The 22,600-nt window shown below is 70.8% G+C and carries 23 protein-coding genes and 1 tRNA gene; 8 read left to right on the top strand and 16 right to left on the bottom strand.

Annotated features, from left to right (window positions below; all coding sequences use genetic code 11):
- The first annotated feature begins 99 nt into the window (after positions 1-99).
- From G6N60_RS19905 to rdgB, 3 genes are read left to right on the top strand one after another with little or no spacing between them, the layout of a single operon-like run.
- Positions 100-873, top strand: a complete 774-nt coding sequence (locus G6N60_RS19905) for a cyclic nucleotide-degrading phosphodiesterase (RefSeq protein WP_163740487.1) — start codon at positions 100-102, stop codon at positions 871-873.
- Positions 874-904: 31 nt separating this feature from the next.
- On the top strand, positions 905-1,687 hold the full coding sequence (gene rph, locus G6N60_RS19900; protein WP_163740485.1) for a ribonuclease PH: 783 nt from the start codon (positions 905-907) through the stop codon (positions 1,685-1,687).
- Entirely contained in the window at positions 1,684-2,283 is a 600-nt protein-coding gene (gene rdgB / locus G6N60_RS19895; protein ID WP_163744257.1) for an RdgB/HAM1 family non-canonical purine NTP pyrophosphatase, read from the top strand. The genes rph and rdgB overlap by 4 nt, the downstream gene beginning before the upstream one ends.
- Before the next feature lie 13 nt (positions 2,284-2,296).
- Here rdgB and G6N60_RS19890 read toward each other — a convergent pair whose 3' ends face one another.
- Genes G6N60_RS19890 through G6N60_RS19880 form a run of 3 tightly spaced genes read right to left on the bottom strand, consistent with a single transcriptional unit; the run spans position 2,297 to position 3,796 of the window.
- Positions 2,297-2,659, bottom strand: a complete 363-nt coding sequence (locus tag G6N60_RS19890) for a DUF3817 domain-containing protein (RefSeq protein WP_163740483.1) — start codon at positions 2,657-2,659, stop codon at positions 2,297-2,299.
- On the bottom strand, positions 2,656-3,039 hold the full coding sequence (locus G6N60_RS19885; RefSeq protein ID WP_163740481.1) for a hypothetical protein: 384 nt from the start codon (positions 3,037-3,039) through the stop codon (positions 2,656-2,658). The genes G6N60_RS19890 and G6N60_RS19885 overlap by 4 nt, the downstream gene beginning before the upstream one ends.
- Positions 3,020-3,796: a helix-turn-helix domain-containing protein gene (locus G6N60_RS19880; RefSeq protein WP_246240866.1), complete on the bottom strand. Its 777-nt coding sequence runs from the start codon at positions 3,794-3,796 to the stop codon at positions 3,020-3,022. Before G6N60_RS19880 ends, G6N60_RS19885 begins: the two co-directional genes overlap by 20 nt.
- Positions 3,797-3,868: 72 nt before the next feature.
- Between G6N60_RS19880 and G6N60_RS19875 the strand changes: the two genes are divergently transcribed.
- Positions 3,869-3,952: transfer RNA gene (locus G6N60_RS19875), tRNA-Leu, on the top strand.
- Positions 3,953-4,086: 134 nt separating this feature from the next.
- On the top strand, positions 4,087-5,025 hold the full coding sequence (locus tag G6N60_RS19870; protein ID WP_163740479.1) for an NmrA family NAD(P)-binding protein: 939 nt from the start codon (positions 4,087-4,089) through the stop codon (positions 5,023-5,025).
- On the opposite strand, the gene G6N60_RS19865 is transcribed toward G6N60_RS19870, so the two are convergent.
- Positions 5,006-5,998 carry a GlxA family transcriptional regulator gene (locus G6N60_RS19865; RefSeq protein WP_197746955.1) on the bottom strand — a complete coding sequence of 331 codons (993 nt, stop codon included), beginning with the start codon at positions 5,996-5,998 and terminating at the stop codon, positions 5,006-5,008. The two genes, G6N60_RS19870 and G6N60_RS19865, sit on opposite strands and share 20 nt — an antisense overlap.
- Positions 5,999-6,075: 77 nt before the next feature.
- Here G6N60_RS19865 and G6N60_RS19860 point away from each other — a divergent pair, with 77 nt between their 5' ends.
- A complete protein-coding gene (locus tag G6N60_RS19860) occupies positions 6,076-6,714 on the top strand; it encodes an HD domain-containing protein (protein WP_163740477.1) in 639 nt (212 codons plus the stop codon).
- Between the two features lie 21 nt (positions 6,715-6,735).
- Here G6N60_RS19860 and G6N60_RS29115 read toward each other — a convergent pair whose 3' ends face one another.
- From G6N60_RS29115 to G6N60_RS19830, 6 genes are all read right to left on the bottom strand, one after another.
- Entirely contained in the window at positions 6,736-8,511 is a 1,776-nt protein-coding gene (locus G6N60_RS29115; RefSeq protein ID WP_163740475.1) for a sulfatase-like hydrolase/transferase, read from the bottom strand.
- A complete protein-coding gene (locus G6N60_RS19850; RefSeq protein WP_163740473.1) occupies positions 8,504-8,971 on the bottom strand; it encodes an SRPBCC family protein in 468 nt (155 codons plus the stop codon). Before G6N60_RS19850 ends, G6N60_RS29115 begins: the two co-directional genes overlap by 8 nt.
- The gene (locus G6N60_RS19845) at positions 8,958-9,698 is read right to left on the bottom strand and encodes a potassium channel family protein (protein WP_163744251.1); all 741 of its coding nucleotides are present in this window, start codon (positions 9,696-9,698) and stop codon (positions 8,958-8,960) included. The genes G6N60_RS19850 and G6N60_RS19845 overlap by 14 nt, the downstream gene beginning before the upstream one ends.
- Before the next feature lie 125 nt (positions 9,699-9,823).
- On the bottom strand, positions 9,824-12,244 hold the full coding sequence (locus tag G6N60_RS19840) for a lysylphosphatidylglycerol synthase transmembrane domain-containing protein (protein WP_163740471.1): 2,421 nt from the start codon (positions 12,242-12,244) through the stop codon (positions 9,824-9,826).
- A gap of 99 nt (positions 12,245-12,343) precedes the next feature.
- Positions 12,344-13,150: an SDR family NAD(P)-dependent oxidoreductase gene (locus G6N60_RS19835; protein WP_163740469.1), complete on the bottom strand. Its 807-nt coding sequence runs from the start codon at positions 13,148-13,150 to the stop codon at positions 12,344-12,346.
- Between the two features lie 76 nt (positions 13,151-13,226).
- Positions 13,227-14,531 (bottom strand): hypothetical protein, encoded by a 1,305-nt coding sequence (locus G6N60_RS19830; RefSeq protein ID WP_246241279.1) that lies wholly within the window; start codon positions 14,529-14,531, stop codon positions 13,227-13,229.
- 355 nt (positions 14,532-14,886) lie between these two features.
- On the opposite strand from G6N60_RS19830, the gene G6N60_RS19825 reads away from it, so the two are divergent.
- Positions 14,887-15,963 carry a YncE family protein gene (locus tag G6N60_RS19825; RefSeq protein WP_246240864.1) on the top strand — a complete coding sequence of 359 codons (1,077 nt, stop codon included), beginning with the start codon at positions 14,887-14,889 and terminating at the stop codon, positions 15,961-15,963.
- Between the two features lie 63 nt (positions 15,964-16,026).
- On the opposite strand, the gene G6N60_RS19820 is transcribed toward G6N60_RS19825, so the two are convergent.
- Complete coding sequence (locus tag G6N60_RS19820; RefSeq protein WP_163740466.1) at positions 16,027-16,470, bottom strand: nuclear transport factor 2 family protein; 444 nt, start codon at positions 16,468-16,470, stop codon at positions 16,027-16,029.
- Between the two features lie 73 nt (positions 16,471-16,543).
- Between G6N60_RS19820 and G6N60_RS19815 the strand changes: the two genes are divergently transcribed.
- Complete coding sequence (locus G6N60_RS19815; protein ID WP_163740463.1) at positions 16,544-17,434, top strand: SDR family NAD(P)-dependent oxidoreductase; 891 nt, start codon at positions 16,544-16,546, stop codon at positions 17,432-17,434.
- Positions 17,435-17,437: 3 nt separating this feature from the next.
- Here G6N60_RS19815 and G6N60_RS19810 read toward each other — a convergent pair whose 3' ends face one another.
- The 5 genes from G6N60_RS19810 to G6N60_RS19790 form a co-directional block, all read right to left on the bottom strand.
- Positions 17,438-18,235, bottom strand: a complete 798-nt coding sequence (locus G6N60_RS19810) for an oxygenase MpaB family protein (RefSeq protein WP_163744243.1) — start codon at positions 18,233-18,235, stop codon at positions 17,438-17,440.
- A 127-nt stretch (positions 18,236-18,362) separates the two neighbouring features.
- Positions 18,363-19,322 carry an acyl-CoA dehydrogenase family protein gene (locus tag G6N60_RS19805; RefSeq protein WP_163744242.1) on the bottom strand — a complete coding sequence of 320 codons (960 nt, stop codon included), beginning with the start codon at positions 19,320-19,322 and terminating at the stop codon, positions 18,363-18,365.
- A gap of 26 nt (positions 19,323-19,348) precedes the next feature.
- On the bottom strand, positions 19,349-20,539 hold the full coding sequence (locus tag G6N60_RS19800) for an acyl-CoA dehydrogenase family protein (protein WP_163740461.1): 1,191 nt from the start codon (positions 20,537-20,539) through the stop codon (positions 19,349-19,351).
- Positions 20,536-21,468, bottom strand: a complete 933-nt coding sequence (locus G6N60_RS19795; RefSeq protein WP_163740459.1) for an acyl-CoA dehydrogenase family protein — start codon at positions 21,466-21,468, stop codon at positions 20,536-20,538. Before G6N60_RS19795 ends, G6N60_RS19800 begins: the two co-directional genes overlap by 4 nt.
- A complete protein-coding gene (locus tag G6N60_RS19790; protein ID WP_179969805.1) occupies positions 21,465-22,595 on the bottom strand; it encodes an acyl-CoA dehydrogenase family protein in 1,131 nt (376 codons plus the stop codon). The genes G6N60_RS19795 and G6N60_RS19790 overlap by 4 nt, the downstream gene beginning before the upstream one ends.
- Positions 22,596-22,600 lie beyond the last annotated feature (5 nt).

Raw genomic sequence — 22,600 nt, 5'->3', positions numbered from 1 at the left:
GATGGGGCACCAGTGCGGGGAACTGTCGCGGCCCGATCGGGAAACGCCGCGCAAAAGCGGTGATGTTTTCGTCACACCGGTATCGGGCATGGCAAGCTGGTGAGCGTGCGAATCACCGTACTGGGCTGTTCCGGTAGCGTCACCGGTCCGGATTCGCCTGCGTCGGGGTACCTGGTGACCGCTCCCGACACGCCACCGCTGGCGGTCGACTTCGGAGGCGGGGTGCTCGGCGCACTGCAGCGCCACGCCGATCCCGGCACGGTGAGCGTCCTGCTGTCGCACCTGCACGCCGACCACTGCCTCGACCTTCCGGGGCTGTTCGTGTGGCGCCGCTACCATCCGTCGCCACCCAAGGGGCGCGCGCTGATGTTCGGTCCCACCGACACCTGGGCTCGACTCGGTGCGGCGTCCTCGCCCGAGGGCGGCGAGATCGACGACTTCTCCGACATCTTCGACATCCACCGGTGGGTCGACCGCGAGGCCGTGCAGATCGGTGCGCTCACCGTGCTGCCACGGCTGGTGTGCCATCCGACCGAGTCCTACGGCATGCGCTTCACCGATCCGTCCGGGGCGACGCTGGTGTACAGCGGGGACACGGGCTACTGCGAGGAACTGGTCGAACTCGCCAGCGGGGCCGACGCCTTCCTGTGCGAGGCGTCGTGGACGGACGCGCCGGACCGTCCGCCCAACCTGCACATGTCGGGTGCCGAGGCGGGCCGCGTCGCCGCCAAGGCGGGCGTGCACGAGCTGCTGCTGACCCACATCCCGCCGTGGACGTCGCGCGAGGACGTCATCAGCGAGGCCAAGACCGAGTTCGACGGACCGGTGCACGCGGTGGTGTGCAACGAGACCTTCGAGGTCACGGCCCACTAGCCCGGTCGACCCCACCGGTTAGGGTTGGCGGGTGTCCAGACGAGAAGACGGACGGCTCGACGACGAGCTGCGACCGGTAGCCATCACCCGCGGTTTCACTCGGCATCCGGCGGGGTCCGTATTGGTCGAGTTCGGCCAGACCCGCGTGCTCTGCACGGCCAGCGTCACCGAGGGCGTGCCGCGCTGGCGGAAGGGTTCGGGGCTGGGGTGGCTGACCGCCGAGTACGCCATGCTGCCGTCGGCCACCCACACCCGCTCGGACCGCGAGTCGGTCAAGGGGCGCGTCGGTGGCCGCACGCAGGAGATCAGTCGGCTCGTCGGGCGGTCGCTGCGCGCCTGCATCGACCTCGGCGCGCTCGGCGAGAACACCATCGCCATTGACTGCGACGTCCTGCAGGCCGACGGCGGCACCCGCACCGCGGCGATCACCGGGGCGTACGTGGCGTTGGCCGACGCCGTGACGTATTTGTCTGCGGCACAACGGCTTTCGGACCCCAGGCCGCTCTCGTGTGCCATCGCGGCGGTGTCGGTCGGCGTCGTCGACGGACGGGTCCGCACCGACCTGCCCTACGAGGAGGACTCCCGCGCCGAGGTCGACATGAACGTCGTCGCCACCGACACCGGGACGCTGGTCGAGATTCAGGGCACCGGTGAGGGGGCGACGTTCCCGCGGTCGACGTTGGACAAGATGCTCGATGCCGCGCTGGCCGCGTGCGAGCAACTGTTCGTCCTGCAGCGCGAGGCGCTCGAACTGCCCTACCCCGGTGTGCTGCCGGAGCCGACCACGCCGCCCAAGAAGGCGTTCGGAAGCTGACGTCGATCCTGGTCGCCAGCCGCAACCCCAAGAAGCTGGCCGAACTGCGCCGCGTGCTCGACGGGGCGGGGGTGTCCGGGCTGCGGCTGCTGTCACTCGACGACGTCGCCCCGTTCGACGAGGCACCCGAGACGGGCGCGACGTTCGAGCAGAACGCGCTGGCCAAGGCGCGCGACGCGTTCACCGCGACGGGTCTGCCCGCGGTCGCCGACGACTCCGGCCTCGCGGTCGACGCGCTGAACGGCATGCCGGGCGTGCTGTCCGCGCGCTGGGCGGGGGCGCACGGCGACGACGACGCCAACCTCCGGCTGCTGCTGGGTCAGCTGGGCGACGTGCCCGACGAGCGGCGCGGGGCGGCGTTCGTGTCGGCGTGCGCGCTGGTGTCGGGGGCGGGGGAGACCGTGGTGCGCGGGGAGTGGGCGGGCCGCGTCATTCGCGCGCCGCGGGGCGACGGCGGGTTCGGCTACGACCCGATCTTCGTGCCCGAGGGGTCGGACCGGTCGGCCGCCGAACTCAGCCCGGCCGAGAAGGACGCCGCGTCGCATCGCGGGCGAGCGCTGGCACTGCTCGTACCTGCGCTGCGCGCGCTGGTCTAGATGGCGCGTTGGTCTAAATGCCGTAGGCGGCCTTGATCTGCTTGGTCTGGAAGTGCTCGACGATGACGCCCAGCAATGGAATGGTGCCCGCCAGCAAGACGCCGATGGTCTTGGCGATCGGCCAGCGCACCTTGGTCGCCAGGTTCGCCGCCGACAGCAGGTAGACGAAGTACACCCAGCCGTGGACGACGCCGATCCAGCTCGGCGGATTCTCGACCTGCACGACGTACTTCAGCACCACCTCGTAGCAGAGCGCGATCAGCCAGATGCCCGTCGTCCACGCCAGCAGCCGATAGGCGAAGAGAGCCTTGCGAATCGACTCCACGGGGGTGGCCCGTGGCGCGGCGGCGGGTGCCTCGTGGTCGGGACTGCTCATGTCGTGGTCCTGTCGTCGGTGTCGGGGCGACCGTCGGCCTTGGCGAGTTCGGCCAGGTAGGCGTTGTACTCGCGCAGGGTCGGATCGGCGTCGGGGGCGGCGGGCTTCGGTCGCTCGGGCAGCAGGCCCTCGGGGATCTCGGTGAGAGCGTTCTGGTTCGGCGTGGGCGGCGGCGCATCCTCGTAGCGGACGAACTTGTAGTACGCGTAGAAGCAGAAGCCGGCGAACATCGGCCACTGCAGGGCGTAGCCGAGGTTCTGGAACGAGCCCGTCGCGGACTCGAACCGGTTCCACTGCCACCACGCCAGGCCGAGGCAACCCACCGCAGCGACGGACACCAGCGCGATCAGCGCCGGCCTCCTACGCCGTGTAGTGGACATTCGTCCACGGTACCGCGACGGACTTGGGTCCGATGAACTTGTCCAGGCGCGCGGTGGCGGCCTTTCGATAGACGGAGACGATGTACTTCGTCGACCGGGTCCACGGGATGCCCAGGCTGTCGAGAGCGGTGGTGAACAGCCCGATGATGTCCTCCGACCGGTTGGAGAAGTGGTAGCGGATGCTCTCCACGCCGCGGTCGTTAGCGATGACGCGGCAGCCGTCGCTGTGGATCAGGCCGCAGACGAACTCCTCCGTAGCCTGGTCGACGAGCTTCTGCTGCCAGGGCTCTAGGACGATGCGTCTGTGGTGTTTTCGGCCGGGGCCGTGCTGGGGGAGGAGGCAGGGCCAGTGCTTCGAATAGAGACCGACCTCGAAGCAGTTGGAGGACTGTTTCGTGGCGGATGCACGCTGGCCGGGCATGACAGCGTCGATCGCTTGGCGGCAGCGATCGATGATTGCCGGGTATTTGGCGTCCAGCACGATTCGTAGGCGCCAGACGCGACGATCGCGCGAGAGACATCCATCGCCGAGATAGAGACCGAGAAGGTAGGAGTATTCCGCCGCCCCCAGGGCCGCAAAATCGTGAACGAATCCGCACCTAGACGATCGGCTCGGGCGGGGACGGCGACTGGGTGGTCTGCTGCGCCACTCACGCACGGTGGGTCTGGGTATGCCGGTCACGCGCGCAATTTGGCAGTCATTCATGCCGGCAGCGATCAGTCGCTGAACCTCGTCGAAGTCCTCCTGTGAGCGCACGATTGACAACGTAGAACGGCCGGACGACAGGTTTATCTCGCCAAGTTGTCGGGCGGTATCATCGAACGCGCTGCGGGCGTGGCGCAACTGGCTGACGCGATGGCTTTAGGTGCCATTGTTCGAAAGAACGTGTGGGTTCGAATCCCATCGCCCGCACTCAATGTGATCCCGGCGAGTGGCCAGTTGTTCTACCCCTCGAGGGTTCAGGCGCGCGGTAAGTGGCCAGTCGTCGCGGACGTGTTAGCTTGTCCACCTAGGTATACCAATGACTACTCAGGCGTGGAGGTCGCATGTCCGACGGCTCGAAGCCCACCGTTCTGGTGATCGGCGCGGGAGGCCACGGCGGGACCGGTGCCCGCGTCGTCGAGCAGCTCTTGGCGCACGACCGCGACGTCCGCCTGTTCCTCAGGTCCCGCGGCGCCCACGTCGACCGGCTCGTCGAGCAGGGCGTGCAGGTGGTGATCGGCGATCTGATGGACCGCCGGACGCTGGTCGAGGCGGTCCGTGGCGTCGACGCCGTGTACTTCGCCTATCCGATCGCCGCGGGAGCGGTCCCGGCGGCGGCGAACTTGGCGTCTGCGTTGCGCTCCGAGGGGGTCTCGCCGCACCTCGTGGTGATGTCGATGGGCCCCAGCGCCGCCGGGAGCCCCAGCGCACTGGGACGCGCCCAGTGGGTCGCCGAAGAGATATTCACCTGGGCCGGTTTCGAACCCACCATCCTGCGGGTGGCGGCGCTGTTCTATGAGAACGTCCTCGTCCTGCATGGGCACGAGATCCGGCAGACGGGACGCTTCGCCAACAGCTTCGGCACGGGCCCGGCGCCATGGATCAGTGGCCGCGATGCCGCCGACCTCGCGGTCGCGGCACTGGTGGACCCCGATCGTTTCGCCGACGCCAAGGTCAGCTATCCGCCGGGCTCGACGCTGCTGAGCCACGTGGAGGTCGCCGAGGTGATCAGCGCCGAGACGGGCCGGGCGGTCGAGTTCGAACCCGTCTCGCAACGGGATTGGCAGGCTCGACTCGAAGCCACGGCAAACGACTCACCCGGAGTGGTCAATACTGCCATGGCGCAACATATCTCGGCCGTCGGCGCCATGGCCGCCTCGCGTGCCGGTGCGGCGATCATGCCGAATCCCCAATGGCTGGAGGGAATCATCGGCCACCCACCGGTGTCGTTCGCCGACTTCGTCCGCGAGCACCGCGAGGAGTTCACCCCGTTGCAGGCGTGACCGTCTTGAACCGGTGTCGGTAGGCGCCGGGCGTGATGCCGAGTTCGCGTTGGAACAGCCGCCGCAGGGATTCACTCGAGCCGAGGCCCGTCTGCTCGGCGATCTGATCGAGCGTCGCGGAGCCTCCGGTCAGCCTGGCGCAGGCGGCTTCCAGGCGGGTGCGGTCGATGAAATGTTGTGGCGTATGGCCGGTTTCGGTGAGGAACAGCCGCGACAGGTGCCGCGCGCTGACACCGGCCTCGGCGGCCAGGCCGGTCAGGGTGAGGTGGCGACCGGGGTCGGCGGTGATGGCGTCCATGACGCCGCGTACGACCGAGTGGGTGGTCGGCAGCGCGTCGAGTCGCACGCTGAACTGTGACTGATCGCCCGGCCGCGCCATGAAGACGACGAGGTCGCGCGCGACGTCGAGTGCCAGCGCCGACCCGTGGTCGTGCTCGATGAGCGACAGCGTCAGGTCGATGCCCGCGGTCACCCCCGCCGACGTCGTGAAGGGGCCGTCGGTGACGAACAGCGACGCCGAGTCGACCACGACGTCGGGGAAGCGTGCGGCGAGCTGGCGCGCCAGCTTCCAGTGCGTGGCCACCCGGCGGCCGTCGAGCAGCCCCGTCGCCGCCAGCGGGAAGGCGCCCGCGCAGATCGACACCGTGCGGCTGCTGCGCTGGGCGAGCGTGCGGATCGCGTCGACGAGGTCGGCGTCGCCGATGGCGGCCTGCCAGTTCGGGGACCCGGGCACCAGCAGCGTGCCGACGTGCTCGGGCAGATCGGCGACGGCGGCGTCGGCTCCGTGGCGGGCACCCGAGCTGGCCACCACGTCGGCGCCGGTCAGCGACGCATGGGTGATGCGGTAGTCCGCACCGGAGGCGTTCGCGGAGGCGAACGCGTCGATCGGACCGGTGACGTCGAGCATCTGAACGCCGTCGTAGAGCAGCACGACGACGGTATGCGGTGCGATGTCCACATCTGAGGGTTTCACGTCCGCGACCGCAGCGCGACGCACAGGCCCGTCGGTCGATAGTCGAAGGAGCCACCCACGACGAGAGGACCACGGACATGGCCGAGAACATTGCAGGAGTGAGCATCCCCGACAGCGCGCTGGCGACGGCCGCGACGGAGCTGATCCGCGACACCACCAACGAGTTGATCTTTCACCACTCGCGGCGGGTGTTCCTCTTCGGCAGTCTGCAGTCGCGACAGCTCGATCTCGTGCCGGACGCCGAATTGCTCTACGTCGCCGCACTGTTCCACGACACCGGCCTGGTGCCGCCCTACCGGGGGACGGCGCAGCGGTTCGAGATGGACGGTGCCGACGCGGCGCGTAACTTCCTTGTCGCGCAGGGCTTTTCGCGCGCCGAGACCGACGTCGTGTGGACGGCGATCGCGCTGCACACCACCCCCGAAGTTCCCTACGGGATGGATGCCGTCATCGCGGCGACCACGGCCGGCGTGGAGACCGACGTGCTGGGCCTGCGGCTGGACGCGATCGCGCAGGCCGACCTCGACGCCGTGGTCACCGCGCATCCGCGACCGAACTTCAAGACCGAGATCCTGCAGGCCTTCACCCACGGTTTCAAGGACCGCCCGGACACCACCTTCGGGACGGTCAATGCCGATGTGCTGCAGCACTTCAGCCCGGGCTTCCGGCGCACCGACTTCGTCGACGTGATCAAGAATTCGGCGTGGCCGGAATGACGGCCCGCGGCGCATGGCCGGTCACGACCGCCCGCGGCCGAACGGTCGCCGCGCACCGGCCGGCGGCTGGCGGTCGGCATACGGCCAGGGGCGGTTGCGCTCGGGCACCGCGGCCGCGCGGGCCTGCTTGAGTCGAATCCGCAGGTGGGCCCGCAGGTCGTGCAGATCGGGGTCGTCCCAGCGGTTGTCGGCCTCGACGGGATCGGCCGTCAGGTCGTAGAGCTCCCACTGGTCGTCCAGCGGATCGGTGCGGTAGGTCTCACCGCCGAGGCCGTTGCTCGCCAGCTGGCGTATGCCGGGCTCGGTCCACGTCGACGGGTCGTCGAACGTGCGGACGAGCTTCCACAGGTGCTCGTCGACGCGCACGACGAGCCCCTCGAAGTTGGAGGCGACGTGGGCGGGCACCGTGATCCGAAGGGGGACGGGCGGATTGGCTGCGAAGCCGAGGCGTCTGGCTGCCGCCGACGCTCCGGTGTCGCCTTCGAGGACGTTGTCGCGGGTCATCAGATAGACGGCGCGGTCCTCGTCGGCGGCCGCTCCGTCGACGACGGGCATGAGGTCGCGACCGGGCAGCGGGTGCACCTCGGAGAACGCGTCCGTCAGCGCGTCCGCGACGACGTCCACGTCGACACCCGCGGCGCCGAGCAGCGTCGGCACCAGATCCACGTGCGACGTCGGGGCCGTGACGACGCGCGCCGCGGTGGCATCGGGTCCGATGCGGGCGATCACGAACGGCACGCGGGTGGCCTCGTCGTACAGGTTGAACCACTTCTGGTGCAGCCCGCCGTGGGCGCCGAGCAGGTCGCCGTGATCGGACGTGCGCACCAGGACGGCGTTGTCGGACCCGCCCTCGGTGACGGCGCGCCGCACCCGGTCCAGCGGTCCATCGACCTCGGCGTGCAGGCGGTAGTACAGGTCACGGTACTGCTGGGCATTGCGGGTGTAGCTGCGGCCGATCACCGGAGCCGGGCCGTAGCCGGAGTAGTACGCCTCGCGAAAGGCGATCTGCGCGGCGGGTTTCGAGCGCAGATCCTCCCGCGCGGTGGGCGCGGCGGGCACGTGCGGCGGGTCGAGGGACGGCGAGGGCCGCAGCGGACTGCGGCGCTGCCAGGCCGGGAAGAGCACGATGTCGTGCGGGTTGACGAAGCTGGCTACCAGCAGGAACGGGCGCAGCGCGGCCTCGTCGCCCGCGCGGCGACGGGCGTACCGGTCCAGCAGCCACGAGACGACCCGGTCGGCGACCAGCGGATCGCGGCGAAAGCCGCTGTTGGACATGGCCGCACCGTGCGGCTCGGGTCCCACCCAGCCGGAGAAGCCGTACGGGTCCAGGGGGTTGGCATCCAGATAGCGTTGCACCGCAACCGGATTCACGACGCCGTCGTCGTCGTTGGTGGCCAGCGGCTCGCCGGTGGCGGGGTCTTCGAGGTCGGCGTGGGAGATGTGCCACTTGCCGTCGTAGTGCGTGTCGTACCCCGCGGCGCGGAACCAGTTGCCCAGCGTCGGTACCTCGCCGGCGCGCAGCCACCGCAGCCGGGAGTCGTCGTAGCGCTTGCCGATGCCGTCGGTCTGGGTGACGCCGTGCAGATCCGGGTAGTGCCCGGTGAAGAGCGTCGGTCGGCTCGGCACGCACGCCAGCGACCCGGTGTAGTGGCGCGTGAAGCTCGTGCCGTGGTCGTCGAACCAGCGGCGACCGTCCAGGGCGCGTCGGCGCCAGGCCAGCACGTCGGCGGATTCGTAGGGCGGTATGGCACGCTCCTCGTCGGTCACGAGGATGACGATGTCGGGTCGTTCAGTCATGGGTGTCCTCCGTCGCTCGGGCCAGCCCGTCGAGCATCGAGTCCGACGCCGCGGCCATGCGGCGGCACACGACCCACTCCGCCGCCAGGGCGACCGGACCGCCGCCGATGTCGACCGTGCTCGTCAGGGTGACCGCGGTGGTCTCTCCGCGCGGTCGCAGCGTCCACCTGTTGGCGACGGTGCGCAGCCGCGGGGGAAGCCCCTCGACGTCGTAGCCGAGCGTCACGGGCGGAGTGCATTCGGTGATGCGCTCCACCAGCGCGCGGCGGCCCAGTTGGACTCGACGTGTGGTGCCGACCGCGGCACCGTCGGGTCCGTGGTGGAGCAGGCAGGAGTGATCGACGCCGTCGGCCCACGAACTCAAGGTGCCGAAGTCGGCGAGGACGTCCCAGATCGCCTGCGGCTGGGCCATGATCGTGCGGCTGCGGCTGATCTCTGCCACGGCCTCATCCAACACCATGACGGTCGGTGGCGTGGGGTGTCTCGGTGAGCGTGGCCAGTTGCTCCTGCAGTGCGGCCAGCCGCTGCTCGAGGTCGACGCGCAGGGCATCGATCTGCGCCGCCGTCGCGGCCTGCTGTGCGTCGTCCTCCTCGCTGACCCGCTGAACGATCCACGACGCCAGCGTCGCGGTGACGACACCCACCAGGCTGATCCCGCCGATCATCAGCGCGACGGCGATCAGCCGGCCCCGACCGGTCACCGGCGCGGCGTCTCCGTAGCCGACGGTGGTGACGGTCTCGATCGACGACCACACCGCGTCACCGAAGCTGTTGATGTGCGAATTCGGTTGGTGGCGTTCGGCTTCCAGCAGCGCGAGCGACGCCGCGTAGATGAGGAGGATGGCACCGGAGGCGGTGTAGACGATGATGCGGCCGCGGATGGCGCCGCCGATCGCCTTCTGGAACGCGATGATCAGCACGATCAACCGCAGCAGACGCAGCGGCCGCAGCAGCGGAAGCGCGACGACGGCCAGGTCGACGAGGTGTCGGAGGAACCAGCGGGCGCGATCCTCGGCGAGCATCAGACGCACGACGTAGTCGACGACGAACACCGCCCACGTGACGTTCATGACGACGTCCATCGCGGTGTCGAAGCGCGGGTGAGCCAGCACCTCGACGGAGTAGCCGGCGAGGAAGACGAGGGCGGCGATGGCCAGCGGCCACTCGGTGCGCTTCTCGAAGCGCATCAGCCGGGGCGACGGCGGCGGCGGTGCGAAGGCGCTCGCGACCGCGGCGCGCGCTCGCCGGACCCGCGCGTCGGCGACGGTCGATTCTGACGTCACTGGCCCCCCATGGCTATCGGTTCACTCCGTCAGATCATGTCGTTCTTGGTCAGCCAGCGCATCACGGGCCATCCGACGAACACCGGCAGCCAGCAGGTCAGCACGCGGTAGAGCAGCACCGAGGGGACGGCGACCGCGGCGGGCACCCCGAACGCCGCGAGTCCACCGATGAGGGCGGCCTCCACCGCGCCGACGCCGCCGGGGGTCGGCGCGGCCGACGCCAGCGTGCCGCCGATCATCGTGACGACCGTGACCGTGACGAACGTGGTGCCCCCGCCGAAGGCCTCGACGCTGGCCCACAGCGCCAGGGCGGCTCCGAGAGTCGTTGCGGCACAACCGGCGACGATGATCGCCAGGCGCTTGGGCTCGCGCATCAGCTCGACGAGTTCACCGCCGAGTTCCTTCAGCCGCGGCCGCACCGCGGTGCCGAGCCAGTGGCGCAGCGCGGGCACGAAGGTCACGATGCCGATGCTGCCGAGGGCGATGCCGCCGATGAGATACAGCACGGTGGTCTTCGGGACGAAGTGCGACAGGTTGGTGGAGGTGCCCGCGATGACGCTGAAGAAGATCAGCAGTGCGACGTGCGTGATGACCTGAACCGACTGCTGCAGTGCCACCGCGGCGGTGGCGCGCAGCGAGCCGAGGCCACCCTTCTGCAGGAACCGCGTGCTCAGCGCGAGACCGCCGACGCCGGCCGGCGTCGTGGTGGCGGCGAAGGTGTTGGCCACCTGCATGATCGCCAGGTGCGAGAACGAGACCAGACCCGACGCGCACGCCCAGAGTGCCGCTGCCGCACCGACGTACGTCAACGCCGACACCGTCAGGCCGAGCAGGGCCCACCACCAGTTCGCGGTGCGCAGCTCGGAGAAGAACGCGGGCACGGTGCTGATGAACGGGTAGGCGACGTACACCAGCGCCACCAGCAGGACGAGCTGGATGACCTGCGTCCTGGTGAACCGGGTGATGGTCTCGGCCTTGATGCGGTCGGTGCCCGTCTGGTGCATGACCTCGTCCCTGGCCGCCGTCATGACGACGCTCGCATCGGGGACCGAGTCGCGAATGTGCTTGGGCAGGGCCGCCTTCGTGAGACGGCGGGAGGCGTTGAGCACCGTCGTCTCGTCGAACTCCGCGATGGCCGCACCGACGGAGGCCTCCGCGCCGAAGATCGCCGTCGTCGACACCAGCAGAGCCGCGATGTCGGCCTGCAAAAGGACGTCGGTGGCGCCGTACTCGGCACTGCCGAACCCGCCGAAGAGGGCGGCCCCGTCGTCGATCGTGATCTCCTTGGCGCGCAGGTCGCCATGGGAGATCTGATGGCGGTGCAGCACGCCGAGCGCCTGCCAGACGGGGCCCACCAGGGAGACGTCGGCCGACGTCGCGTCGAGCGTCACGCCGCGGGGTTGGGTGTGCGCGTAGAGCGTCCACCCCCGTTCGAGCGCGGCGAGCGCGATCGTCGTGCTGTTGGCGACGCCCAGCTCGCCGATGGCGATCGCCATCAGCCCGCGATGCTCCACCGCGCGGCGCATCGACGCGTGCAGCGGCGCGGTCTCGCTGTTGCGCAACCGGACTCGTCGCCAGACCTGGCTCACGATGCCGCCGCTGCGCTGATTGGGCCCGTACATCTCGACGATCGCCTGGGGTGGTTCGGTGACAACCCTGGGGACGTGGGAGACGTCCGGGTCGTCGGCCACCTCGCAGGCCGCCCACAGCACCAGCGGACCGGCGCCGGCGGGCCGCACCACCGTCAGCGCCGTCACCGCGAAACCGCGTCGGATCAGCGCCCGCACGGCGCCGTCCAGCGGCACCTCCAGCGCGGGCGTCCCGACGACGAGCACCGTCAGCGCGCCGACGAACCAGCCGACGGACAACCCGAGCAGCGATCGCGCCGGCACGACGGCGCTGACCACGAGGTGAATCGGCACGAACGCCAGCAGCAGGGCCCACCACCAGCGCCGCCACCGCGCCTCCAGCCACGGCCCCGACACCGTGAGCACCGCCGCCAGCATGGCGATCCACCGCGGGTCGTCGAGGAACTGCGACAGCAGGGTGCGCAGACGGTCGTCGAGGTCGAAGTGCCAGCGCGGTGCGGAGAAGCCGCTGGAGTTGATCGACAGCGCCAGCACGGCGATCACGCCCGCCGCGGCGTAGGCGGCCAGCAGTCGCCACTGGCGCGCGGTGATCAACCCGATCAGGATCGCGAACGGCAGCGCCAGGATGGCCACGCCGTAGGCCAGGTAGACCAGGTTGGACTGGGTCGGGGTGAGCAGGGCGACGACCCCGGAGATCGACCGCTCCAGCGCCACCCAGTCCCGTCGCGTGACCAGCGAGCTGGTGACGACGGCGGCCAGGAACACGGTCGCCATCGAGAGCCGGAAGATGTCGTTGGTGCGGCGGACGAGCGGTTGCAGCAAGTTGCCGGAGACGGTGATCTCCCGCCCGTCTACTCGCATGCCCCAGATCTCTCGATTGGCCCAGTGCCGCGCGGTCGACGGCCCGGGGTCAACCTATCCCAGCCCGCCGCGACCACCTGGGATTGTCGCCGCCCGCGACTACATGTGGGTGCCGCCGTCGACGCGCACCTCGGTGCCGGTGATCCAGTACGCGTCGGGGGAGCCGAGCAGCGCGACCACGCTGGCCACCGCGTCGGGTTGGGCAAACATGGCGCCGCCGTCGAGGGGGAGCATCGAGGTGATCTTGCCGAGCAGGGAGAAGTCCATGTCGGCGGGCAGGCCGGGACCGATGCTCTGGCGCGACGCCCCGACGCCGTCGGTCATGCCGGAGGAGATCGAGCCCGGCTGGACGCTGTTGAACCGGATGCGCTCCTTGCTGAACTCCAGCGCGAGGGCGTGGGTCATCGCCTGGATGCCACCCTTGGAGGCGGCGTAGGCCGACATGTAGGGGTGGGCGAACGACGCCGACGTCGAGCTGAAGTTGACGACGGCGGCCGAATTGCCCTGGCGCAGAGCGGGTATCGACTCGCGCGTGACGAGGAACGTGCCGATCAGGTTGATGCGGACGATGGTCTCGAAGTCGGCGAGCGTGGTGTCGACGAAGTGCGCCGAACGCAGGATGCCCGCGGCGTTGACCAGTGTGTCGAGCCCGCCCGCGGCCGCGACCGCCTCGGCGACGCCGTCGCGGACCGACGCCTCGTCGCCGACGTCCATGCGCACCGTCGACAGGTGCTGGTGGCCGCCGGCCTTGGCCACGGTGTCCCGCAGCCCTGCGTCGCTGATGTCGGCGGCGACGACCCGGCCGCCCTCGGCGAGGATGCGCAGGACCGTGGCCTGCCCGATGCCGGAACCACCGCCGGTGATCAGGACGCGACGGTCGGTGTAGCGCGCAAGTGTCGACGACATGGCGCGAATGATGCCCCTCGGGTGCGGCCGTGTCCGGCGATCGGGTCAGGAACCGGCGCGCGAAGGACGTCGCGGCTCACCAGTTGGTGAGGATCAGGTGGTTGATGGCCAGCGCTCCGACGGCTTGCACGGCCAGCCAGAACCGGTGGTGGGCGGGCGGCAGCAGGGCGGGGGCCGCAACGATCCACGTCGCGAAGGGCAGCCAGATCCGTTCGGTCTCCGCCTTGCTCAACCCGGACAGGTCGGCGATCAGCACGGTGAGTAGGAACGCCACCACGATGACGTGCAGCGGGGCCAGGGCGCGCAGTTTCGGCCAGGAGAACACCCGCGCCAGGGCCGCCGAGGAGGCCAGCCCGACGGCGCACAGCAGCGAGCCGTAGTTGGCCCAGACCCAGTACGCGTAGGGCCGGTCGGCGGCGACTCCCTGGCCGTAGCGCACCTTGACCGCGGCGTAGCCGTCCAGCCACCAGAAGCCCCCCAGCGTGAACGCCACCGCCACCGCGAGCGCGCCGGCGACGACACCATAGAGCGGTGTGGCGGTGCGGGCGATCAGCAGCACGCCGACGGCGGGCACGACCATCAGGATCATGCCGTAGCTGAGGTACGTGCCGAACCCCAGCAGGGCCCCGGCGGCGACGGCCGTCGGCCACCGGGTGGCGGCGTTGCTCGCCACCGCCAGCAGCGCCACGCCCCAGCCGACCACGCCGGTGATGATCGCGTCGGCGGAGACCGCGATCCAGATCGCGGCCGGAGCCAGCGCCAGGAAGGGGGCGGCTCGGCGGGCCAGGTCGGCAGCGCGCAGGGCCCGCAGGGTGACCAGGACGGCGACGACGGTGCTCGTCCCGACCAGGGTGCTGACGATCGCGGCCCACGTCGGCCCCCCGAGACCGATGCGGTCGAGCGCTACGAACACCAGTGCCGCGCCGGGCGGATGACCCGCGACCTGGACGTTCCACGAGTCGGGTTGGTGGTCGGGGACGCGTCGGGCGAATTCGTGCAGCGCACGGGAGACGTCGGCGAAGGCGGGGACCTCGTGGGGGATCTCGTCGGGGCTGCGGAACTTGGAGGCGAAACCGCGATCCCACCCGTCGACCATGGCCAGCGCGAACGCCCACCCGAGCGCGGTCAGCCAGGTGCTCGCGAGCAGGGCGCGCCACGGGAGCCGCCGCGCGAGGGCGGGGCCCCACGTCACCGCGGCGATGGCGATCACCACCGCGCACGGGGTGCCCCACCCGAGATGCGGTAGCCGCCACCCGAATAGCGGTGCGGCGTCGGCGAAGTCGTAGTACCCCCACCGGTCGGGATCGACCACCGGCGTCACGGTGTCGTCGTGCAGGTGCGGCACCAGGAACGCCGCGGCCACCAGGACGGCACCCAGCAGAGCGCCGACCGCGTCGCGTCGGGCATCGGCGAGCGGACCGAGCCAGCGGCGCCGTACCGGCCCGGCCGGGCGCGCCGGGTCGTGGCGGTCGACGTCAGTCGGGAGCACGGTCACCCCTGAGCCGGTGCGTCGAAGGGGCTGTCATTCAACGTCTTTCACACCGCTGCTCCACGGTCCGACCCTAGCGCCGCCGCCCGGCCCGGCTGCGGGGGTTCGATCTGACCGAACGGTGACGGAGCCGCGCGCCGGCCGACGGCGCAAGGGCACCGCTGACCTGCGCGTTCACGCCGTTCAGCGGGTCCGGACAGCGCACGTCCGCTGGTTCGCGAGACGCCTCGGCGGGCACAGCTGGGAGATGAGTTCACCGAAGATGCCGGCGTTGGCACTGGCGTCGATGGTGCTGGTCGCCGGTTGTTCCAGTGCGTCGACACCGTCGCCGGCCGGCTCGTCGGCGCCCTCGACGGTGTCGACGGCGCCGATCACCCACGCCCCGGCCGCGGAGCCGGGGGTGGCCGGCGTGCCTGCCGTGCCCCCGGCGGGGCGGGTGGTGCCCCTGGGCAACGCACCCGAGGGCGTCGTCGTCGGCACCTCGGGGATCGGGGCGGCCGCGGTGCGCAGCCCCGATGGCGTGGTGCTGTTCGACGCCACCACCGGTGCGGTACGCCAGACCGTCGCCACTACGGGAGCTGCCCGTCATCTCGATCTGGCCGGTCCCGACGGTCCGGTGCTCGTCCCGCTGGAGCAGTCCAGTGAGTTGCTGCAGATGAATCTGGCCGACGGCACCGTGTCATCGACCGTCACCGGGGTCGGGCGCGGCCCGCACGACGCGGCCGCGACGGCCGACGGGACGATCGCGGTCACCAACGAACAGGGCGGCGGGGTGGTGTTCGTCCGGGACGGCGCGATCGCCGGTGCGCTGCCCGCGCCACCGCCGCAACCCGGCGGCGTGGCCGCGGTCGGCACGTACGCCGCGGTCGCCGACGTCCAGGGCAACGGGGTGTGGGTGTATGACGCCAGCACCCTGCAATTGGTGGCTCAGGCCCCGGTGGGACGGAAGCTGACGCACGCGGTCGCCCTGTCCGGAGACCTGGCCGCGTTCGCCGACACCGACGGGGGCGCGGTGTTCCTCGATCGCATCGATCCGCAGGTGACCCAGGTCGCGAGGATCGACGCGCCCGGCAACCCGATCGGCCTGGCCTACGACGGTCCCCGCCACCGGCTCTACGTCACCCTGACCGCATCGAACACGTTGCGCGTCGTCGACGTCTCCGATCCGAGCAAGCCCCGCACCCTGGGTGACCTGCCGACCGTGCAGCAGCCCAATTCCCTGGCGGTGGATCCGCGTTCGGGCGCGGTCCTCGTCACCGGAAGCGATCCCGGGGCCGCCAGCAGCCTGCAGATCATCACCCCCGATCTGCTGCCCCACGGCTGAGGGCCCAAAGCCCGTGTGCGCCTCCGTGTTTCGTTCGGTGAACCCGCGTCGTCGGGCGGCTCGTCAGAACTTCAGGTGGTGGCTGGTGTCCCCGGTCTGGTCGACGTACATGATCCTGGTGTCGAACCACCACGACCCGTCGACGCGGTGGAAGGTGTCGCGGTAGCGGCCCGTGACCACGACCTGCAGCGGCAGGTCGGGCGTAGCCTGCGTGACCAGGTAGTTCGCGGTGCTCGACGCGGTGCCCGCCGCATCGTCGACGTCGACGCGGACATTGGTGGTGAGGTGCTTGGTCTTGGGGGTGCCGTCGGCGTAGAGGTGGATCGCCATGTCGTACATCGCGCGGACGCCGGCGGCACCGGTGAACACCGTCTCGGGCGGGCCGTCCTCCATGCCGCGGATCCGGCCGTGGGCGAAGAGCGCAGCCACCCCGTCCAGGTCGCCGGCGTCGATGCGTTCGGCGTAGGTGTAGATGAGGTTCTCGATCTCGCGGGTGCTGTCGACCATGGCAGCAGCTTGGCTTCTCGGCGCGCCGAAGTCGATGGTTCCGACCGGGTGTCGACGTGGTAAATGTCAGACCGTGACGACACACTGGTCGCCGACCCGACTCGGCAATCTCACCGGCCAGCGCATCATCGTGACCGGAGCGACCAACGGCGTCGGGCTGGCGACCGCCGGTGCCCTGGCCCGCGCCGGCGCGCACGTGATCCTCGCGGTGCGCAACCTCGAGCTGGGTGCGCAGCGGGCCGCCGAGATCGGCGGTGACACCTCGGTCGTGAAGCTCGACCTCGCCGACCAGTCGTCGGTGCGCGCGTTCCCCGACCTCTTCGACGGCGACGTGGACGTCCTGATCAACAACGCGGGCGTCGTCGCGCAGCACCGGACCGAGACCGTCGACGGGTTCGAGTCGACGCTGGGCACGAACTTCCTCGGCCCGTTCGCGCTGACCAATCTGCTGTTCGACCGGGTGCGGTCGAAGATCGTCAACGTCGGCTCCGATGCGCACAAGGCGGCCACGTTCCCGCTCGACGATCCCCACCTGCGCTCCCGCGCGTGGCGGTCGTTCCCCGCCTACGGGAGGTCCAAGCTCGCGGTCATGCTGTGGGGTCTGGAACTCGATCGCCGGCTACGGGCCGCGAATTCGCCCGTGACGACCTACCTGACCCATCCCGGCTGGGTCGCGTCGAATCTGTCGAACGTGTCCGACACCCGCGTGATGTCGGCGTTCCACACCGTGGTGAAGGCGGCGGCCGGCGTGCTCGCCAACGACACCGACGCGGGCGCCGCGCCGACGCTGTACTGCCTGAGCGAACCGATTCCCCCGGGCAGCTACGTGGGCATCGACAGCAGGCTCGGGCTCAAGGGTGCGCCGACGCTGAGCGGTCGGTCCGCCGAGGCCAGCGACTACGGCATCGCCGCGCGGCTGATGGCCTTCGCGGAGAAGGAGACGGGCACGACGATCCCGGTCTGACCGTCAGGCCCGGTCCATCACCCAGCGGATGCCGCTGACCAGCGTCCCGCCGGCGAGGCGGACCGCGGTGGCCTCCAGCGGCGGGAGGTAGGGCAACCGCAGCGGCAGCCGAGCCCACGCCGGCAGCATGGCGACCGACGCCGACGAGAGCACCGCGTAGGGCGGTCTGGCCAGCAGCGGCAGCGGGGGAGTCAGCAACAGGAACCTGGCGGCCTCGCGCGCGGCGGCGGTGCCCATCAGCTCGGGCCGGTAGTCGGCGAGACGCTGCTTGAGTTCGGCTTCGGTGCGCGGCGGGTCGACGACGCCGAGGGCGCCGGCCACGCGGGCGGTGTCGGCGACGTAGCCGTCGCGGCCCTGCTGATCCAGCGGCCGGGCGCCGTAACGCTGGTGTGCCAGAAGGAAACTGTCGACCTCGGCGATGTGCACCCACTCCAGCAGATGCGGGTCGGACGCGGCGTAGGGCCGACCGTCGGGCGCGATGCCCTTCACCCGACGATGGATGCCGCGGACCTGATCGACCGCGCGCTGCGCGTCGTCGGCGGGGCCGAACGTCGTCACGGCGAGGAAGGTACTGGTGCGCTGCAGCCGCCCCCACGGATCGCCGCGGTAGTCCGAGTGCCCCGCGACGCCGGCCATCGCCAGCGGATGCAGCGACTGCAGCAGCAGGGCGCGCAGACCGCCGACGAACATCGACGCGTCGCCGTGCACGCGCCGGATGGGGCGGTCCTCGGCAAACCAGCGGGGGCCGGGGGTGTCATGGATGCGCGAACGGTTGGCCGGACCCTCGGGCCCCGCGACCATGCCGAACAGGCGATCGCCGATGCCGTCGCGAACGGTGGTCAATCCTGGTAGTGCCACGTTTTCGACCCTACGCCGGGGTACCGACGCGCCGAGACTACGGTTTCTGACGGATTCGTGGCCTCTGACGTCACATACCGTGGTCTCGGCGGTAGCGGGCGGCCAGCGACCGACGGTGCTGCGCCGGTGAGCCGTACAGCGCACGGTTCAGCATCGCGCGCTTGAGGTACACGTGCACGCCGCTCTCCCACGTGTAGCCGATGCCGCCGTGCAACTGCATGGCCTTGCCGACGACGTCGACCGCCGCGGCCGTGGCATGGGACTTGGCCATCGCGGCCACGACCCCGGCGTCCTCGCCGGCGGCGATCGCCTCGACGGCCGCGACGACCAGCTGCCGGGACACCGACAGCTGCACCAGCATGTCCGCGCACGCGTGCTTGACGGCCTGGAACGATCCGATCGGCCGGTCGAACTGCCTGCGCACCGAGGCGTAGTCGACGGTCGCGGCGAGCATCGCCTCCGCGGCGCCGAGACTGTCGCAGGCGATCGAGACGGCGGCGCGGTGCGTAAGTGCCGCCACACCGCTTGGCAGCGGCCAGGATTGGGCGACGTCGAGACCGTCGGCCATCACGGTGGCGAGCGATCGCGTCTCGTCGAGCACCGGTTGCGCGGCGACGAGGAGCCCCGGTGCCACGGCGACGACGGGCGTGCCGGCGGCCTCGGCGAGGAGCAGGACGACGTCGGCCCCGCCGGCGTCGGGCACGAACTCGGCGCACCCCGACACCCGACCGGCCGAGACGGTGAAGCCGGTGGCCACCGCCGCCGTCGCACCCGCACCGATGCGCTGCAGCAGCGCGTCGCGGGAATCGTTGGGCGCCAACGCCGTCAGGGCCCCGACGGCCAGCGTCGTGCCGAGGTAGGGGGTGGCCGCCGCGGCCCGGCCGAGCTCCTCGAGCACGATGGCCGTCTCGACGAAGGAGGCCCCCGCGCCGCCGAGTGCGTCGGGCACCTCCAGCGCCGACCAACCGGCGTCGACCACCTGCTGCCAGTGGGCGCCCTTGGCCAACACGTCGCGGGCCACCCCGCGCATGTCGTCGTGGAACTCCCGCAGATCGCTCACGCGCCCACCGGTTCCCGCGGCAGCCCCAGGCCCCGCTCGCCGATGATGGTGCGCTGGATCTCGCTGCTCCCACCGGGAATCGTCCACTCCCACGACCCGACGAAGTCCAGCGCCCACGCGCCGGACTCCCAGCCGCTGGACATCGGCTTGGCGAGCACGGTGTGGGCCCGCGGGCCGGAGACGTCGGTCGCGAAGTCCGTAAGTCGTTGCAGCAGTTCGCTGTAGAAGAGCTTGACGATCGACGGGTCCGCGGGCCCCACCGCACCCGAGTCATGACCCTCGACCACGTTGCGGCACAGCGCCCGCAGGCCCTCGATCTCGATCTCGAACTGGGCCAGCCGATCGGTGACCGCGGAGTCGTCGAGCGGGCGGGACCCGTCCGGCCGCGGGCGGGCGCACTCGCCCACCAGCCGGCGGAAGCCGACGTTGCGCAGTCGCTCGGCCAGTTCGAGCATCGTCATGCCGCGCTCGGCGCCGAGGGTCGACTGGGCCACCTGCCACCCCGCGTTCTCGGCGCCGATGAGGTGATCGGGAGGAATGACGACGTCGTTGAGGAACACCTCGCAGAAGTGGGATTCGCCGACGGCGTTGCGGATGGGGCGCACGTCGATGCCCGGCGAGGTCATGTCCAGCAGGAAGTAGGAGATGCCCTTGCGCTTCGGCGCGGTGGGGTCGGTGCGGGCCAGCAGCAGACACCAGTCGGCGTAGAGTCCGCCACTGGCCCAGAGCTTTTGGCCGTTGACGAGGTATCCGTCGTCGATCCTGCGGGCGGTCGTGCGCAGCGAGGCGAGATCGGAGCCCGCCTCGGGTTCGGAGAAGCCCTGCACCCAGATCTCCCCGTCGAGGATCGCCGGCAGGTGTCGTCGGCGCTGCGCCTCGGTGCCCGCGGCCAGCAGGGTCGACGCCGCGTGGTGGATGCCCACGAACGCCAGCACCAGTCGTGGCGCATCGTGGGCGGCGAGCTCCTGGTAGAGGACGATCTGCTCGGCCACCGACAGGCCGCCGCCCCACTCGCGCGGCCAGTGCGGCACCGCGAAGCCCGCGGAGTGCAGTTCGGCGAACCACGCCTTCTGGAAGGCGACGAACTCGTCGTCGGTCACCCCGGTCTGCTGGTCGCGCCAGTCGGCCGGGACGTGCTCCCCGCACCAGGCGCGCACGCGGTCGCGAAAGGCGGCGAGGTCCGTCACGACACGGCCTCGCGCGCCGCGCCGAAGAGGCCCGTCAACCCCTGGGCGCCAACGCCTTCGGTGAGCAGGGCCCGGGTCGCCGAGAGCCCGAGCGGCAGCCGTCGCAGCGGCTGGCTGTAGCGCGACAGCCACGACAGCGTGGTCTCGTCGCAGAAGCCGATCGCCCCGTGCAGCTGGTGGGTCACCCTGAAGACGAGCTCCGCTGCCTCCAGCGCGGCCATCCGCAGTGCCAGCGCGTCGTTCAGTGCGTCGTCGCTGCCCTGCGCCACGCTCCACGTCGTGTACTTGGCCAGCATCTCCAGTCCCGCCCGCTCGACTTCGCCGTCGGTCAGCTGGAACTGGACGCTCTGGAAGGCCGACAGCGGTTGACCGAACTGCTGGCGCATCCGCACGTGGGCGATGGTGAGTTCCATGGCCCGGTCCAGCATTCCGAGCAGCGTCCAGCACGGCAGTAGGAGCGCGAGTGGAAGGTCTGCGGTGCCGTCGCCGGCGGCAGGCGTCAGGTCGAGCCGCGTGACGAAGGCGGCGCCCGGCGCCCCGCTCGCGACCGCGGTGCTGCGACGACCCGCCAATGACACTGCGCCCCAGGCGATCTCGATTCCCGCGACGGCGGCCGACGGGCGTGTGTCGGCGACGACGAGCAACCCGTCGTCGGAAGCCGTGCGGGACAGGCGTTCGGCGACGGGGTAGGGCAGGGCCCAGTAGCCCGCGCTGCGGCACAGCGCGGCCGCCGCCTCGAGTTGGTCGGCGTCCCCGCGGGGTTCGAGCTCCCATGCCCCGAGGCCGGCGAGGACCGGGCCGACGAGCGCCTCGCGGGCGGCCGGATCGGCTTGCGCCTGCTGCACCAGCGCATCACCCCCGGCGGCCTCGAACGCCCGACGTGCCTGGCGCCCGAACTCCGTCGCCTCGGCGCCCAGATCGGTGATCACGTCGCCGCCAGCAGGGCGCGCGACAGCAGGATGCGCTGCATCTCGATGCTGCCCGAGGAGACGGTCGCGGCCTGCGAGTACCGCCAGTGGTCGTCGACCTCGCGGCGAAAGAGCTCCGTGCCGTCCTCGGGCGCCTCGGCCGCGATCTCCATCAACACCTCCGCGCTGTCCTGGTCGAGCTTGGTGACGGCGATGCGGTAGGCGGCGACGTCGGTGGGCCGGACGCGCCCCTCGCTCTGCAGCGACACCAGCCGATACGCGAGCAGCCGGGCGCGCCGGCAGTGGGTCAGCATGCGGGCCCAGCGGCCGCGCAGTTCGGCGGGCAGTTCGGCCCACCGCTCGCCGAGTTGATCGGGCGCCAGCTGCAGCAGCCGCTCGCAGCGGGCGTAGCGCGCGATGCCGAGCCGCTCGAAGGACAGCACGTCCGCGACGATCGACCACCCGTCGTCGACCGTGCCGAGCACGTCGGCCTCGGTGACGCGCAGGTCGTCGAGGAACACCTCGTTGAGATGGTGTGGGCCCAGCATCGTGCCGATCGGTCGCACGGTGATGGCGGGATCGTCCATCGGCACCAGGAAGATCGTCAGGCCGGCCTGCTTCTTGCCGCCGCGCGTCGTTCTGGCCAGCAGGAAGCACCACTGCGCCATCGTCGCGTAGGACGTCCAAATCTTCTGGCCGCTGATGCGCCAGCCGTCGCCGTCGCGCGTCGCGGTCGTGCGCAGCGACGCCAGGTCCGAACCCGCCTCGGGCTCGCTGAACCCCTGACACCAGATGACCTCGCCGCGCGCGATCGGGGGCAGGTGCGTGCGCTGCTGGGCGGGCGTGCCGTGGCGCATCAGCGTCGGCCCGACCCAATTGACGCCCATGTACTGCGCGCCGCGCGGTTCGTGGTGGGCCCACATCTCCTCGCGCACCACGGTCTGCTCCCAGACCGACGAGCCGCGCCCGCCGAACTCCTCGGGCCACGACATGCACAGCAGGCCACGCTCGGCCAGCAGGCGGCAGAAGCCCTGGGCGACCTCGAGATCGGCGGGGTCGGACGTGAAGGCACCCAGGAAGTCCTCTGGCACATGCGATTTCACCAGGTCGCGCAGCTCGTGGCGCAGCTCCGTCGCCGCATGACCCATCTCGA

It is taken from the genome of Mycolicibacterium madagascariense (assembly GCF_010729665.1).
Classification (GTDB): domain Bacteria; phylum Actinomycetota; class Actinomycetes; order Mycobacteriales; family Mycobacteriaceae; genus Mycobacterium; species Mycobacterium madagascariense.
The sequence above is the reverse complement of the archived record's forward strand: the minus strand, read 5'-3'. Positions and strand labels throughout refer to the sequence as shown.